The following is a 15,265-nucleotide window of genomic DNA, read 5'->3' on the forward strand; positions in this document are numbered from 1 at the left end:
GCCGGACAGGCCGGCGCCCGTCTCAGGCCGCGTCCGCCGCCTGTACGCCGGCCGGCACCAGTGCTTCCAGCAGCTGGTCCATGCTGACCGGCTTCACCAGGTGCTGGTCGAAGCCCGCTTCCATCACGCGGCGGTTGTCTTCCGCCAGCCCATAGCCGGTCAGGGCGATCAGCCGGATGTGGCGGGTGGCCGGGTCGCGCCGCAGGCGGCGCGCCACTTCGTAGCCGTCGATGCCCGGCAGGCCGATGTCCACCAGCGCCGCCGCCGGCTTGCCGGCCAGCGCGGCCGCCACGCCCTGCAGGCCGTCCGCCGCCGTGGCGACCGGGAAGCCGTGGGCGGCCAGCATGGTCGCCATCATCTCGCGGCCGTCTTCATTGTCTTCGATCAGCAGCACCGCGGGCTTGCCGAGGCCGTCGCCCAGGGCATTCTGCGGCGCCGTGTTCACGACCACGGGTTCGGTGCGCGGCAGGCGGATCATGAAGGTGCTGCCGTGGCCGGTGCCGGAGCTGGCGGCGTTGACGCTGCCGCCGTGCAGTTCCACCAGGCGGCGCACCAGCGACAGGCCGATGCCGAGTCCGCCCTGGGAGCGGTCGATCGAGATCGCGCCCTGCACGAACACGTCGAACACGTGAGGCAGCAGTTCTTCGGGGATGCCGACGCCGCTGTCACGCACGGTCAGCACCACGTCCTCGCCGGACTGGGCCACGTTGATGTCGATGCTGCCGCCCGCGGGCGTATACTTGAGCGCGTTGTCGAGCAGGTTGGTGGTGATCTGTTCGAGGCGGGTCGGGTCGCCGTCGACCCAGCCCGGGGCCAGGTCGACGCTGAAGCGGTAGCCGGCGGTGCGGCCGGTGGCGCGCAGGGTTTCCAGGCAGCCGGACACCAGGTTGGACAGGTCGGTCGGCTTGCGGGCCAGCAGGATTTTGCCGGACATCGCGCGCGACAGGTCGAGCAGGTCGTCGACGATGCGCGACAGGTGCTGGCTCTGGCGCTGGATGATCTGCTTGGCGCGGGTGACGGTTTCGGTGTTGGCGCCCGCCATGCCGATCAGCGAGGAGGCGCTGCTGATCGCCGACAGCGGGTTGCGCAGCTCGTGCCCGAGCATGGCGAGGAATTCGTCCTTGGCGTGGCTCTTGCGCTCGGCATCGCGGCGCTCTTCCATCTCGCGCACCAGGCGCCGGTTGGTCGCGGTCAGCTCGGTGGTGCGCTGCGACAGCTTCTCGGCCTGGCGCTTGAGCTGCTCGTTCTTCATGGCCAGCGCCACGAACACCGAGACCTTGGCGTGCAGGATCTGCGGGATCACCGGGGTAAACAGGAAATCGGCAGCGCCGCGCTGGTAAGCCTTGAGACGGTCGATCTCGTCGGCCAGGAAAGCGGTGACGAAGATGATCGGGATGTCGGCCGAGCGCGCACGCTGGTGGATCGCCTCGGCGGTCTCGAATCCGTCCATGCCCGGCATGTTCACGTCGAGCAGGATCACGGCGAAATCGTGGAGCAGCACCTGGCGCAGCGCTTCCTGGCCGGATCGTGCCGAATGCACGGTGTAGTTGCTTTCATCCGCCCATTGGTCGAGCAGGCTCGTCAGCGCTAGCAGGCTGGCGGCATCGTCGTTTACGACCAGGATCTTCGGTTTGTCAGTATGTGCCACGATGGTTCTTCATGCTTTCGCCAAAAGGCAGAGCCTTCCGGAAGATCATACCCAATTTTGTTACGTTTAGGAAATCGCCGTAATAACAAAGGATGATATCACGGGCAAATTAAGTGCAAATAGGCAAAACTTCAATCGTGCGCATTGTGACGATGTACGCTGCCGCACATACGCAGCGAAGCGCTTGTGCGATAGTAAAACCGTCCAGTTCAACCGACTTTCTGGCGGACGGGGCTGCCTACATGAAAGGACACACAATGAATATCGACTCTATCGTGAATCAGGATTATCGCGGCAAATCGCTCAGTGAGCTCGTCAATTCGCCACTGACTTGCCTATGTGGCGTCAACGAACAACAGGCCAGTGCCTTTGCCGCCGCCGGCGTGCATACCGTGGGCGACCTGGCCAACCTGCAGATTGTTAATTATGCAATGGCCATCAAGGCCCTGGCCGGCTGCGACGCCGCTTCCAGCAAGGACCAGGCAGAAGAAGGCCTGCTCGACGACGCCGTCGAGATGACCTTCCCGGCCAGCGACCCGGTGTCGGTCCAGTCCAGCATCACCCGCATCGAAGTGGCGCCGGACCGGGTGGACGCGAGCCGCGACCACCAGGCGGCGCAGTCGATCGAGGCGCACAATGAAGACGCTTTGCGGACGGCGGAGATCAATACCCGGTATTTGCAGAAGGATGAGGGCGGGAATCGCTGAGCGTTAGCGGTTTTCATGCCTGGACGGGCCATGGGCGGCGGGAGCTGCTTGTGGCCCGTTTGCTTTGGCGGTGCGCGGCGAACTTGTGTGCCCGGAGGCGGCCCCTCAACGATGCGCCGCGGTCTCCACCGCCGGTGCAGCCACCGGGGCCGGCGCCGGCGCCTTGGCCGCCGTCTGGCGGTTCGCTGCCGGCGAGCAGAAGCGGTTCTTGCCGGCGCGCTTGGCTTCGTACAGGGCGTAGTCGGCGATGCTGATCAGGGCGTCCACCGATTCGGCGTCGTCTGGATAGATGCTGATGCCGATCGAGGTCGACAGGCGCAGGGTGAGGTCGTTGATGAAGTAGGGCTCGGACACCGCCTCCACCAGCTTGGCGGCCGGGCCCTGGGCGTCGGCCAGGCAGTGGATGTCGCCCAGCACCACCATGAATTCGTCGCCGCCGAGGCGCGCCACCGTGTCTTCCTTGCGCGAGCTGGCCAGCAGGCGCTGCGACACCATTTTCAGGATGTCGTCGCCATAGGCGTGGCCGTAGGTGTCGTTGATCGCCTTGAAGCCATCCAGGTCGAGGTACATGATCGCGGCCTTGGTGTGGCTGCGGTTGGCGTGCTGGAGGGCGGTCTCGATGCGGTCTTCCAGCAGGCGCCGGTTGGGCAGGCCGGTGAGGGCGTCGTGCAGCGCCAGTTCCTGCTGGGCACGCGAATACTGGGCCAGCTCCTTGTAGAGCAGGCGCACTTCGAGCATGTTGTGGATGCGCTTGTGCACCTCGAGCAGGTCGAAGGGCTTGCTGATGAAGTCGCGGGCCCCGGCTTCGAGCGCGGCAATCTTGAAGCTCGGCTGGGCGGTCAGGGCCAGCACCGGCAGGTAGCCGCCCTGTTCGATTTCCTTCAGGCCCTTCATGACCTGGAAGCCGTTCAGGCCGGGCATCTGCAGGTCGAGCAGGATCAGGTCGTAGTTGTGCTCGCGATGCAGCGGGCACACCTGTTCCGGCAGCATCGTCGAACTGACACAGGTGTAGCCTTCCTCGCGCAATATCTCTTCCATCAGCTCGATATTGTCGGGCGAATCGTCCACCACCAGGATCTTCGCGTTCAAAATGTCTTGTCTGCTCGGCATGCTCGGTCTCTTCTATGCTGTCGGAAACGTGTTCCATTTCCTTTTGGAATGGACATCTCCCATCTCTTCATAGTCTAGCAAAGCTCATAAAATTTCTTGTAGGACAGCGCCGCGTGTCCGGGTAGGATCATTATTGACCATAGCCGCGGGGGACGCCATTCACCATTTGTGCAGGGGGCGCGGCCACCGAAGCCACTGCGGCGATCAGCTCGCCCGGTTCCACCGGCTTCGAAATATGGGTCGAAAACCCCGCTTCCAGCGCCTTCAGCCGGTCTTCCGGCCGGGCGAAGGCGGTCAGGGCGATTGCCGGCAGCTGGCCGCCTTCGGCGCGCGGCAGGGCCCGCACCCAGCCGATCAGCTCGAAGCCGTCGACTTCGGGCATGCCCAGGTCGCTCACCAGGACGTCCGGCCGCTCGGCACGCAGGGCCTCGAAGGCTTCGCGCGCGCTGGCCGCAACCCGGACCCGGGCGTGGCAGTCGGTCAGGATGCGCGCGATCAGCTCGCGGCCGTCGCGCGCGTCGTCCACCACCAGCACCGTCAGCCCGGCAAGGTCGCGCACCGCGGCCTCCGGCGCTTCCGGCGCCGGCGCCGGCGCCGGTGTGGCGCGTCCGGCGCGGCTGGCGGCCGGCGGCGCCTCGGCGCGCGGCAGCTCGATCGTGAAGCTGGCGCCCAGGCCTTCGCCCGGGCTCTCGGCGCGCACCGTGCCGCCATGCTGCTCGACCAGGTGCTTGACGATCGACAAGCCCAGGCCGAGGCCGCCGTGGCGGCGCGTCATCGAGGCGTCTTCCTGGCGGAAACGCTCGAACACGTGGGTGATGAATTCGGGGCGGATGCCGGCGCCGTTGTCGCGCACCGTGATCGCCACCACCCGGCCGCCCGGCGAACTGTCGTTGCCGCGCTCGTCCACCTCGACCGTCACCAGGCCGTCGCGCGGCGTGAACTTGATCGCATTCGACAGCAGGTTCCAGATGACCTGTTGCAGCCTGCCGGTGTCGCCGGCCACGAGCGCGCCCGGCGCGGCGTAGCGTTTCTCGATGGCGATGTGCTTGGCGTCGGCGGCCGGACGCACGGTTTCGATGGCGGCGTCGATGAAGGAGGCGGGGGCGATGGCCTGCATGTCGAGCAATACCTTGCCCGAGGTGATGCGGCTCATGTCGAGCAGGTCCTCGATCAGCTGGGCCTGCGCACGTGCGTTGCGCTCGATGGTCTGCAGGCCGCGCTGCAGGTCGGCGCCGTCGCGGCTGCCGCGGCGCAGCACCTGCGACCAGCCGAGGATGGCCGACAGCGGCGTGCGCAGTTCGTGCGAGAGCGTGGCCAGGAATTCGTCCTTCATTTGGCTGCTGCGCTCGGCCTCGGCGCGCGCCTCGCGCTCGTTCTCCAGCAGCACCTCGCGCTCCTCTGCGGCGCGGCGGGTGGCTTCGTACAGGCGGGTGTTGTCGACCGCGATCGCGGCCTGGGCGGCGATGCCGCGCACGATGCGCTCGCTGCGCTCGGTGAACACGGCGGGTTCCGGGTGGCCGAAGAACATGGTGCCGAGCAGCTCGCCCGAGCGCGCCGCTACCGGCACCGCCATATAGCTGCGAAGGTACGGCTCCCCGGCCGCCGGGTGGCCGCTGGGGAGCCCGAACTGGGGCGCGCTGCCGGCATGGCTGGGGTCGTCGCCGATGTCGTCGATCCGCACCAGGCCCTGGGCCCGCAGGGCGGGGCCGAACAAGGCATTGGTGCGCGGCTCGGCGAAGCTCTGGAACTCGCTCGAGGTGGCGCCCGACAGCGTCACCATCGAGAACAGGGTGCCGTCGCCTTCCTGGTTGTAGTGGATGAAGGCGCCGAAGCGGGCGCCGCTCACGCCCAGGGCCGCCTCGGTGGCGGTGCGCAGCAGCGAGCGCAGGTCGCGGGTCGAGGCCAGGATGCTGCCGGTATTGTTGAGCAGTTCGAGCACGTGCGACTCGTCGCGCAGCGCCTGCTCGGCGCGCTTGACCTGGTCGACGTCGGTGTTGGTGCCGAACCAGCGCACCACGCGCCCCTCGGCGTCGCGCACCGCGCTCACGCGCGTCAGGTACCAGCGGTAGCTGCCGTCGGCCCCGCGCAGCGGGAATTCCATCTCGAAGGCTTCGCCGCTGCGCATCGTTTCGTGCCAGTGCGCCATGACCGCCGGCAGGGTGCCGGGCTCGATCACGTCTTGCCAGCCCCAGCCCACGCTCTGCTGCGGCGTGCGTCCGGTGTAGGCATACCAGCGGTCGTTGAACCAGACGATGGCGCCGTCGGTGCCGGCCATCCAGGCCAGCTGCGGAATGGTGTTGGCCAGCGCGCGCAGCAGTTCTTCGCTCTGGCGCAGGCTGTCCTCGGCGCCCTTGCGGCCGGTGATGTCCTGCACCACGCCGGTCATCCCGACCAGGGTTTCCTGGCCTTTGACGTCGGCGTAGTCGGGGCGCCCGACCAGCGCCACCCAGCGCGGCGCGGCATCGCTGCCGTCGTGCGGGTTGACCCGGCATTCGATGTTCAGGTCGGCGCGCGCCTTGAAGGCCTTGAGCACGGCGCGCCGCACCTGGATCCGGTGTTCCCGGTGCAGGCGGGCGCGCAGCTGCGGCCAGGGCAGGGGCGTCTCGGCCGGCAGGCCCAGGATGCCGGCCGCGCGCGGGCCCAGGATGACGCGGTCGAGGGCGGCGTCCCAGCGCCAGTCCCCCAGGCGGCCGGCCGCCAGCGCCACCTGCAGGCGGTTGTTGTTCTCGACCAGGGCCTGCTGGTCCAGCTTGCGCTGGGTGATGTCCTGGAAGTAGAGGGTCAGGCCGTCCGGCGAGGGGTGCAGGCGCATCTCCAGCCAGCACTGCAGGCGCACATAATAGAAGTCGCGCACCACGGTCTGGCGCTGTTCCATGGCGCGCCGGCAGTCCTGGGCGACCGAGGTGCCGTGCAGGTCCTCGAACTCGTCCCACAGGTTCTTGCCGACCAGGCCGGCGCGGCTTTTCTCGAGCGGGGCGATCATGTCGAGCGCGCGCCCGTTGATGTAGGTGATGCGCCAGTCGCGGTCGACCGCGCAGAAGCCGTCGGACAGGCTCTCGAGCATGTTCTCCATGCGTTCGCTGGCCCGGCGCAGCGCTTGCTGGGCGGCCAGCAGCTCTTCCTCGGCGCGCTGGCGCGCGGCCAGCACGCTCTGGGCGTTGCGCAGCGCGGCCGAGCGCATCATCTCGAGTTCGTGTTCGTCGCTCATGCGACCCGCTCCAGGACGGCGGCAGCCAGCCGCGTGCCTTCGACCCGCGCGCGCACCTTGGCAAAGGCGGTGGCACGGCTGACGCTGTCGTCGTCGAAGAAGGGGGCGAAGCCGGCATCGTCGGTCGTGCCCAGGCGGCGCGGGTCGAGGTAGCCTGCCGCCAGCAGCACCCGGTCGCGCACCTGTTCCGCGCTCTCGATGCGCGGATCGGCGGGATCGGTCACGCCGACGAAGATGCGCTGGTCCGGGCGCGCGTAGTCGCGCGCGATGCGCAGCACGCGTTCGGGTTCGGGCTGCCCCGCCATCGCGATATAGAAGCTGCCCGCACGGATTTCGAACAGCGCCGGCAGCAGTTCGGCGTAGTCGATCGCGCACGCCGCGTTGATCCCGGGAGGCCGGACCCCGGATGCCGACACGTGCAGCCCGATCAGGGCGCGCTCGGCGCCGGAAAAGCGTTCCAGCGCCATGTTGTTCAGGTGGACGAAGCTGGCCAGCAGGGCGCCGCTCGGGTCGAGCCGCATCGCCAGCGGGCCTTCGGCGAAATCGACCTGCACCTTGTGTGCGCCGGCCTCGAGGCAGCGCCGGATCTCGGTCTCGTGTTCGCGCACGAGGTCGTCCAGGAACTGTTCGCGCGGGTAGCCGGGCAGGCCGTCGGGCGGATAGAGCAGCGATAGCGCCGAAGGCGAGATGATGGCCTGCTTGACCGGCTGGGTCGCGTGCAGCAGCGCCGCACTCAGGTACTGGTCGGCGTAGCGCTGGTAGCGGAAGGGACCGTGGGTCAGGCGCGGCATGCGGTGGCTGGCGCCGCCCGCGCCGCTGCGCAGGGGAATCCGGAAGCCGTCCGGCGCGGTGTTGGCCGCGCCGTGGACCGGATAGCTCCAGAAGTTCTCGAGCTTGCCCTGTTCGCCGTCGCTGATGACGCCGGAACCGGTGGCCTCGAACGCGCCCACGGTGTCGCGCACCGCCTCGTCGAGCAGGGGCGCGAGCTCGCGCATCCCGGCGCCGCCGCGGATCGCGGCGACCAGCGCGGGCGGACGGGGAATGCTGCCGATCGGTTCAGTCGGAATCATCGTCGCTGGCATGGTGGCGGGCCGCTGGCGCGCGGCTGCGCACGGTCCAGCAAGGCCAATGTCGTCCATTGTAGCCCAGCCGAAGCCCGCCGGCACGGGGCACCGGGCTCACCTGGCCTGCGCCGGCGGGCGCGCCACTTTCGCCAATGCATCCTGGAGCTGGTCCAGCTCGTAGGGCTTCTGCAGCGACAGGTAGGGGAACTCGAGGTGCCGCAGCAGCGAGTCGCCATAGCCTGACGCGAAGATCACTTTCAGCGCCGGATTGTCCGTGAGCGCGCGGCGCGCCAGGTCCACGCCGGACATGCCGGGCAGGCTGACGTCGGAGAACAGCACCTGGTAGCGTCGTTCTCCCAGCAGCTTGAGGGCGTCGTCCGGATGCGCGACACCGTCGGCTTCGTGGCCGAAGGCCTTGAGCATCTCGCACACCAGGTACTGGGAATCGAGGTTGTCTTCGACCACCAGGATGCGCAGGGAAGCATCGTCCGGTTCCGGATCGGCCTCGACCGGCTTGGGCGCGGGCGGGGCCAGCAGCAGATGCACGCCGCCGACACCGACACCGCCGCCGCCGTCTGGCAGCGGGGTGAGGTGCAGGTCGCAGCGGTGCTCGCGCAGGCCGTCCGCATGGCGGAAACCGAGCGCGGCGCCGGTCACCAGGCCCGGCTGGCCGGCCCAGGCCTGTTGCAGCGCACTGCCGGCGCTGGAAAGCGGCGGCGGCAGCACCGAGGGCACCGAGCCGCCCGGCACACGGCCGCAACCGAGGCCGGCCAGCGCGGCATAGGCTTCGTTGAAGACCAGAATCGTTTCGCGTCCCCACACGATCAAACCCGGCAGGGGTGAATTGAGCAGCAGGTCGGCCGCGACGCGCAAGGGGGCCGGCCAGCCGGCCGGCTCACCCAGGCTACTACCGGACCAGTCGTAGGAGACCGCCGTGCGCGGGTGGTGGGCACTGCGCGGATCGTGATCAGGCATAGGCGAAGTGTTGTATGAACGAAAACATGGCGGCCATCCTACACCAAATGCTGCCGAACCGCCGTCTTCATTCGTGCGTCCGCCCAGGCAAAAAAAAAGCCCGCTTCAGGGAAGCGGGCTGAATCTATTTCCTTGGAGGAGAATAGAGGAGACAGGGAGGATGATGCTGCATTGCCGCAAATTCGTCCAATTTATATTTCGAATGACTGCCATCAATTTTATTAATAAGTGGCGTTTGTCAACCAAGCCGTGGCTTTCGCGCGACGGCGCCACCGCCTGTATCGTGCGCCCTTGGTGCGTGACAGAAAATGTTCTACGATGGCAACTATGTCAAGACCTTCCCAGCTCGCCTGCATCTGTGCGGCATTGTTCCTGCTGCACACGCGTGGCGGGCAGGCGGCCGGCCAGACCATGCCGGCCGGGCCGGCAGCGCAAAGCGAGCCCGCGCTGGAAGACTATTCGCTCGAACAGCTTGCCGATATCGTCGTCACCTCGGTATCGCGCCAGCAAGGCCGGCTCAGCAATGCGCCGGCTTCGCTGTTCGTCATCGGCAGCGCCGACATCGCGCGTTCCGGTGCGGCCACCATTCCCGAAGCCCTGCGCCTGGCGCCCAACCTGCAGGTGGCCTTGACCGGCGCCCAGGAATATGCGATCGGCGCGCGCGGCTTTTCCTCGTCGCTGGCGAACAAGCTGCTGGTGCTGATCGACGGCCGCAGTGTGTATTCGACGCTGTTCTCCGGCGTATTCTGGGAAGCCCAGGACGTGGTGCTGGCCGACGTCGAACGGATCGAGGTGATCAGCGGCCCGGGCGGCACGATCTGGGGCACCAACGCCGTCAATGGCGTCATCAACATCATCACGAAGAGCGCCGCCGACACCCAGGGCGGCCTGGCGGTGGTGCATGCGGGAGATCGCTATGCGGGCGCCGCCGTGCGCCACGGCAAGCGTCTCGCCAACGGCAGTTATGTGCGCGTGTACGGCAAGCGCGACGCGTCCGCCGCGGCGCCGGGGGACAGCCCGGAGGCCGAAGGTGGCGGCGTCGGCCGGCGCCAGGCCGGCTTCCGTCTCGACTGGGACGGCGCCGACCAATCCCTGCGGGTCAGCGGCGACATGCACGCCGGCACCCTGCGGGCGTCGCGCGAACCGCGCACCGATTTTTCCGGCGCCAACCTGCTGGCCCGTTTCGACACCAGGCTGGACGGCGACGCCGAACTCCGCTTGCAGGCCTGGATCGACCAGGGACGGCGCCGGCAGCCCGGCGTGGGCAAGCATTCGCTCGACACGGCCGATGTCGAAGCCCAGGTCGCCATGCGGCCGGGCGCGCGCCACGCCTTGACCTGGGGCGGCGGTTACCGCCATACGCGCGACCGCTTCGAGAATGGCCCGATCCTGCAGTTTGCGCCGACCCGCCGCCGTCTGCGCTGGGGCAATCTGTTCGTCCAGGACGAATTCGCCGTGACGCCGGCGCTGCGCGCGACCGCCGGCCTGCGCCTGGAGCACAATGACTATACCGGCACGGAAGTACTGCCGAGCCTGCGCCTGGCCTGGGACCATGCGCCGGACGCCATGCTGTGGGCGGCAGCTTCGCGCACGGTGCGGGCGCCGGCACGGATCGACCGCGACATGCGCCTGGTCGACCCGCGCTCCGGCGGCCAGCGCTACCTGGTGGCGGGCGGTCCCGACATGCAATCCGAAACCGCCAGGGTGCTGGAGCTGGGCTACCGCGCCCAGCCCACCGCGGCGCTGTCGTACGCGGCGACCCTGTTCTACAGTAATTATGAGCGCCTGCGCACCCTCGAGCCCCAGCCCGGCGGGGCGCTGGTCCGCAACCTCGGCCATGGCCGGGCGCGCGGCCTGGAAGCCTGGGGCAGCTGGCAGCTCATGCGCGGCTGGCGGGTTTCGGCCGGCGCCGTGTTGCAGGATGTCGACACCGGCGTCGCCCCGAACCGTGTCGATTCCTCGTCACTGCTGGGTCTGGCAACGAACGACCCGCGCAGCTACTGGATGCTGCGTTCCTCGCACGAGCTCAAGCGCGGCCTGGCGGCCGAGCTGCAGCTGCGGCGCGTCGCGCGGCTGCCGCAGCCGGCCGTGCCGGGCTATCATGAACTCGACGCACGGATCGCATGGCAGTATCGTCCCGGCGTCGAACTGGCTCTCACGGGCCGTAACCTGTTGCACGCCCGTCATCCCGAATTCGGGAGGGCGGGCTTGCGCCAACTGGCCGAACGCAGCGTGTTCGCCAGCGCTTCGCTGCGTTTCTGAAGGCCCATGACAAAATTGAAGACACACCTCCCTGACCGAATGCGGCGCCGCCTGGCTTGCCGGGCGCTGGCGGCGGCAATCCCGGTGCCGCTGCTCCTGGCCGCGGCGGGGGCGGCGCCTCCCGCGTTCGCCGACGGGGGCGGCAACCAGGCGCTCGAACGCAGGGTCAAGGCAGCTTTCCTGTACAAATTCCTCGGCTATGCCGAATTCCCGGCCCAGTCCTTTGCCGATGCGGCCGGTCCGTTGACGATCGCCGTGGTCGGCTCGGAAGACATGGCCGCCGAGCTGGCGCGCATCGTTGCCGGCCGCGTGATCGCGGGGCATCCGATCGCGGTGCGTGCGGTACGCGAGCAGGAGGCGCTGCCGCAGGTGCATCTGCTGTTCGTGGCCGGCGCCGACAGCGAACGGGCCGGCCGCGTGCTGCGCGCCGCGCCCGGCGCCTATCTCACCGTCACCGAATGCGACGGCGGCCTGCGGTATGGCAGCGTCATCAATTTCCGCATCGTCGACGAGCGCGTGCGCTTCGACGTCTCGCTGGACGCCGCCGAAAAGAAGAACGTGAAGCTCAGTTCGCGCCTGCTGACCGTGGCGAACCGGGTGCAGAAGGGAGGGTCGTGATGGGCATGCACGATACCGGTTCGGTCCGCAGCAAAATGATCCTGATGGCGGTGGCGACCACGATCGTCGCCCTGCTGACTGCCGCCGTGGCCATGATCGTGGTCGACGTGCGTACCTTCCAGAAGGTCTGGGTGGACGATCTCACCACCCAGGCCGACATCGTCGCCGACGTCGCCGCACCGGCGGTCTCGTTCAACGATACCACCGCCGCCGCGCGCAGCCTCGGCGTGCTGCGGGTGCGTCCGCAGATCCTGGCCGGCGCCATTTATACCAATAGCGGGCAACGCTTCGCCACCTATGCCAAGACGGCGGCGGAGACGCAGTTCCCGGCGCGCCCGGAAGCAGCCGGCTACCGCATCGAGCAGGGCGAACTGGTGGTGTTCCGCCCGATCGTCGAGAACGGCGAGCCGCTCGGCACCGTCTACCTGCGTTCGCGCTTCGGCCTGCTGGACCGCGTGCTCGGCTACGGCGCCATCCTCGGCGGCGTGATGCTGGGCGCGCTCGTGATCGCCGCGCTGGTGGCCTCGCGCCTGCAGGCCTCGATCACGCGCCCGCTGGAAGCGATGACCGACGTGGCGCGCCAGGTGATGCTGCGGCGCGACTTCACCCTGCGCGTGCCGGGCAAGGAAAAGGGCGAGATCGGGGTGCTGGTCGAGGCCTTCAACGACATGCTGGCCGAGATCGGGCGCCGTTCCGATGCCCTGCAGGCGGCCAACCGGACGCTCGAACACGAGATGACGGTGCGCGAACGGGCCGAACAGGCGCTGATCGTGGCCGACCGCAGGAAAGACGAATTTCTCGCGACCCTGGCGCACGAATTGCGCAACCCGCTGGCGCCGATCCGTACCGGCCTGGACATCCTGCGCATCCGCAGCGGCGACGCCCAGGCGACCCAGCGCGCCACCGACATCATGGAACGCCAGCTGCGCCAGATGGTGCGCCTGGTCGACGACCTGCTGGACGTGTCGCGCATCAACACCGGCAAGTTCACCATCAAGATGGGCCGGGTCGAGCTGAAGGCCGTGGTCAACGATGCCCTCGAGGTGGTGCGCTCTTATATAGAGCTGCATGGCCACGAGCTCGTGATCGACCTGCCGGACCGCCCGGTGTTCCTGCACGGCGACGCGACGCGCCTGGCCCAGGTGCTGTCCAACCTCCTGAACAACGCGGCCAAGTACACCAACCGCGGCGGGCGCGTCACCCTGAGCGCCGGCGTCGAGGACCGCACCCTGGTGGTGGAAGTGGCCGACACCGGGATCGGTCTGGCGCCCGACATGCTGGACTCGGTATTCGAGATGTTCGTGCAGGTCGATTCGACCCTCGAGCGCAGCAATGCCGGCCTGGGGGTCGGCCTGTCGCTGGCGCGCAAGCTGGTGGAGCTGCACGGCGGGACCATCAAGGCGAAGTCGGAAGGCCTGGGCCTCGGCAGCCGCTTCGTGGTGCGGCTGCCGATCGTGGTCGATCCGGAGCCGATCGCCAAGCCGACGCCGGCCGCGTTCATCAGCACCGAGAGCTACCGCATCCTGCTGGCGGACGACAACGTCGACTTCGTCAACAGCATCGGCGCGCTGCTCACGGCCATGGGCCACAGCGTGGTGATCACCCACAACGGCCCTGACGCACTGGCGGCGGCGGCACGCTTCTGCCCGGACTACGCCTTCCTCGACATCGGCCTGCCGCACATGTCGGGCTATGACCTGGCGCGCGGGATCCGCAAGCTGGCCTGCGGATCGATCACGGTCTTGATCGCCGTCACCGGCTGGGGCCAGGAGAAAGACCGCCAGCTCGCCTTCGAAGCCGGCTTCGACCACCACATGGTCAAACCGGTGCGCTTCGAGCAGATCGAGGAAATCCTGGGCAACCGCAGCCTCATCAAGAAGCTGCGTACCTGAGCCGGGCAAGCGGGGTGGCGCCCCCGCACGGATTCGATGGGCGAAAAAAAACGGAAGCGCTTGCGCGCTTCCGTCGTGTGCTACGCCGGGCTGCTATCAGGCCTGTTTGGACTTGCGGCGGCGTGCCAGGAAGCCCAGGACGCCGAGGCCGCCCAGCATCATGCCGTAGGTTTCAGGTTCCGGAACCGGAGCCAGCATCACGGCGCCGCCGAACGAGGCGCCGGTATCCGACACCAGGTTACCGCTGACACGCAGGTAATAGTCGCCGGCGGCCAGGTTGTTGGCGCTGATGCTCCAGACATCAATGGCGCCACTTTGCAGCATGCTGCCGTTGGTGATCAGGGTGTCGTCTTCGCCATACAGGGCCAGGCCGGTGATGTCCAGGCCCTCGTCGGCGCTGCGGCTGATCGACGAGATGATCGCATCGAGGTTCATGCCGATATCACCGTCTACAGTGAAGGTGAAACGGTCAGCGAAGGTGTTCCCTTCGTTGTCAGCTTCGAAGGTGTCGCCGAAGAAGGCACTGTTGTCGATCAGTTCGAGCGCCTGTGGGGAATTGCCGACGACGTCCTGGGCCATGACGGCCGAAGAACCAAACGAAGCGGAAGCAAACACAATTGCAGCAATCAGAGATTTTTTCATTTCTTTCCTCGCTTTAGAATCAGCCGCGTCCTGCAGCCTGGGTTTCAAGTATCGGGGAACTTCATGCTATCAAAAGGATAAAAAAAAGCACGCGGAAGTGTGATTGAACGCGCAACGTGTGGTATCTGTTCCCAGAATCAACAAATTTCCGTTGAGATCTACTTATGCGAGCCTCTCCATAGGAGAACTCGTCCAATAGGGGTTGATGAGTAGAAAAAAATTATTGAGTTGCTGAAAATATGTCAGTACAGTCCTACAAAAAGAGGAGGGCCTTTCTGGCGTCGGGTCCCCGCGGTTTCAGCCCCGTTTAATGAACGAAGCGTAGAAGTTAGTGTGTTTTGCGTGCTGTTGCTGAGTTACCCCAGCAATCGAAGCTGCGTGCGCAGGGCGTGCCGGCGGCGCGGCGCGGAGAATGCGCCTACCGGATCCGGGAAAAATGGAGAGAGGTGGGAAAAGAAAAATGGCCCAGAATCGCTTCTGAGCCATTTAAAAAAAGTTGGTGCGGCTGGCAGGAATCGAACCCACGACCCCTTGGTTCGTAGCCAAGTACTCTATCCAGCTGAGCTACAGCCGCCCGAGGCACGCATTATAGCAGCACTGGATGGTTTGGCAAACCCCCCGATTCGTTGACCCAGGACCATCCGGTTCCGGTCCGCTGCGTCCCGTTGCGAGGAGGGGGCCCTTGTCGACGGGGTACCCATGGGACGGAAGGACTGGAATGTGCTGCCGTTGGATACATCTTCCCAGAGCCATCTTAGAAGGACCTTAAGCAGCCTGATGGACACGCCCGAAGCGCCGGCCCGCCAGTCCTGGAGGGCGGGATCGGCCGCGCAACGAAAAAAGGGACCAGATGTTTCCATCTGGTCCCTCATATTCTTGGTGCGGCTGGCAGGAATCGAACCCACGACCCCTTGGTTCGTAGCCAAGTACTCTATCCAGCTGAGCTACAGCCGCCCGATGCACGCATTATAGCAGGGGTTCGCGCATTGGCAAAGCCTCATTGGCATCTGTGCAAATAACGAGGCGCTGTCATCGTTAGCTATGGATGAGGATTGAACTGCTGAGCTCTCGCATGGTCCAAGACCTGTCCGCATCGACAGGAACCGGCCATGAAAGCGCCCAGCTTCACTAAATGGTTT

Annotated in this window: 10 protein-coding genes and 2 tRNA genes; 4 read left to right on the forward strand and 8 right to left on the reverse strand. The window is 66.9% G+C overall.

All coding sequences use genetic code 11. From position 1 onward, the window contains the following. Positions 1–22 precede the first annotated feature (22 nt). A complete protein-coding gene (locus AC56LK_RS21820) occupies positions 23–1,648 on the reverse strand; it encodes an ATP-binding response regulator (protein WP_497186572.1) in 1,626 nt (541 codons plus the stop codon). A gap of 257 nt (positions 1,649–1,905) precedes the next feature. Here AC56LK_RS21820 and AC56LK_RS21825 point away from each other — a divergent pair, with 257 nt between their 5' ends. Continuing rightward, positions 1,906–2,355, forward strand: coding sequence for a hypothetical protein (locus tag AC56LK_RS21825; protein ID WP_497186573.1), 450 nt, complete (start codon positions 1,906–1,908; stop codon positions 2,353–2,355). Between the two features lie 105 nt (positions 2,356–2,460). On the opposite strand, the gene AC56LK_RS21830 is transcribed toward AC56LK_RS21825, so the two are convergent. The 4 genes from AC56LK_RS21830 to AC56LK_RS21845 form a co-directional block, all read right to left on the reverse strand. Next, positions 2,461–3,465 carry a response regulator gene (locus AC56LK_RS21830; RefSeq protein WP_497186574.1) on the reverse strand — a complete coding sequence of 335 codons (1,005 nt, stop codon included), beginning with the start codon at positions 3,463–3,465 and terminating at the stop codon, positions 2,461–2,463. A 130-nt stretch (positions 3,466–3,595) separates the two neighbouring features. Then, entirely contained in the window at positions 3,596–6,673 is a 3,078-nt protein-coding gene (locus tag AC56LK_RS21835) for a hybrid sensor histidine kinase/response regulator (RefSeq protein ID WP_497186575.1), read from the reverse strand. Further along, positions 6,670–7,743 carry a uroporphyrinogen decarboxylase/cobalamine-independent methonine synthase family protein gene (locus AC56LK_RS21840; RefSeq protein ID WP_497186576.1) on the reverse strand — a complete coding sequence of 358 codons (1,074 nt, stop codon included), beginning with the start codon at positions 7,741–7,743 and terminating at the stop codon, positions 6,670–6,672. The genes AC56LK_RS21835 and AC56LK_RS21840 overlap by 4 nt, the downstream gene beginning before the upstream one ends. Before the next feature lie 108 nt (positions 7,744–7,851). After that, positions 7,852–8,712 carry a response regulator gene (locus AC56LK_RS21845; protein ID WP_497186577.1) on the reverse strand — a complete coding sequence of 287 codons (861 nt, stop codon included), beginning with the start codon at positions 8,710–8,712 and terminating at the stop codon, positions 7,852–7,854. Between the two features lie 327 nt (positions 8,713–9,039). Here AC56LK_RS21845 and AC56LK_RS21850 point away from each other — a divergent pair, with 327 nt between their 5' ends. Genes AC56LK_RS21850 through AC56LK_RS21860 form a run of 3 tightly spaced genes read left to right on the forward strand, consistent with a single transcriptional unit; the run spans position 9,040 to position 13,484 of the window. Further along, positions 9,040–10,974, forward strand: a complete 1,935-nt coding sequence (locus AC56LK_RS21850; protein ID WP_497186578.1) for a TOL_0244 family TonB-dependent receptor — start codon at positions 9,040–9,042, stop codon at positions 10,972–10,974. Positions 10,975–10,980: 6 nt separating this feature from the next. Then, entirely contained in the window at positions 10,981–11,592 is a 612-nt protein-coding gene (locus AC56LK_RS21855; protein ID WP_497186579.1) for a TOL_0243 family YfiR-like periplasmic protein, read from the forward strand. After that, positions 11,592–13,484, forward strand: a complete 1,893-nt coding sequence (locus AC56LK_RS21860; RefSeq protein WP_497186580.1) for a sensor histidine kinase, YfiR-like protein-associated — start codon at positions 11,592–11,594, stop codon at positions 13,482–13,484. Before AC56LK_RS21855 ends, AC56LK_RS21860 begins: the two co-directional genes overlap by 1 nt. A gap of 96 nt (positions 13,485–13,580) precedes the next feature. Here AC56LK_RS21860 and AC56LK_RS21865 read toward each other — a convergent pair whose 3' ends face one another. The 3 genes from AC56LK_RS21865 to AC56LK_RS21875 form a co-directional block, all read right to left on the reverse strand. Next, positions 13,581–14,126 carry an FxDxF family PEP-CTERM protein gene (locus tag AC56LK_RS21865; RefSeq protein WP_497186581.1) on the reverse strand — a complete coding sequence of 182 codons (546 nt, stop codon included), beginning with the start codon at positions 14,124–14,126 and terminating at the stop codon, positions 13,581–13,583. A 497-nt stretch (positions 14,127–14,623) separates the two neighbouring features. After that, positions 14,624–14,700: transfer RNA gene (locus tag AC56LK_RS21870), tRNA-Arg, on the reverse strand. 303 nt (positions 14,701–15,003) lie between these two features. Next, positions 15,004–15,080, reverse strand: a tRNA-Arg gene (locus tag AC56LK_RS21875). Positions 15,081–15,265: the final 185 nt, after the last annotated feature.

Source organism: Telluria sp. ZB4P36, from assembly GCF_059685865.1.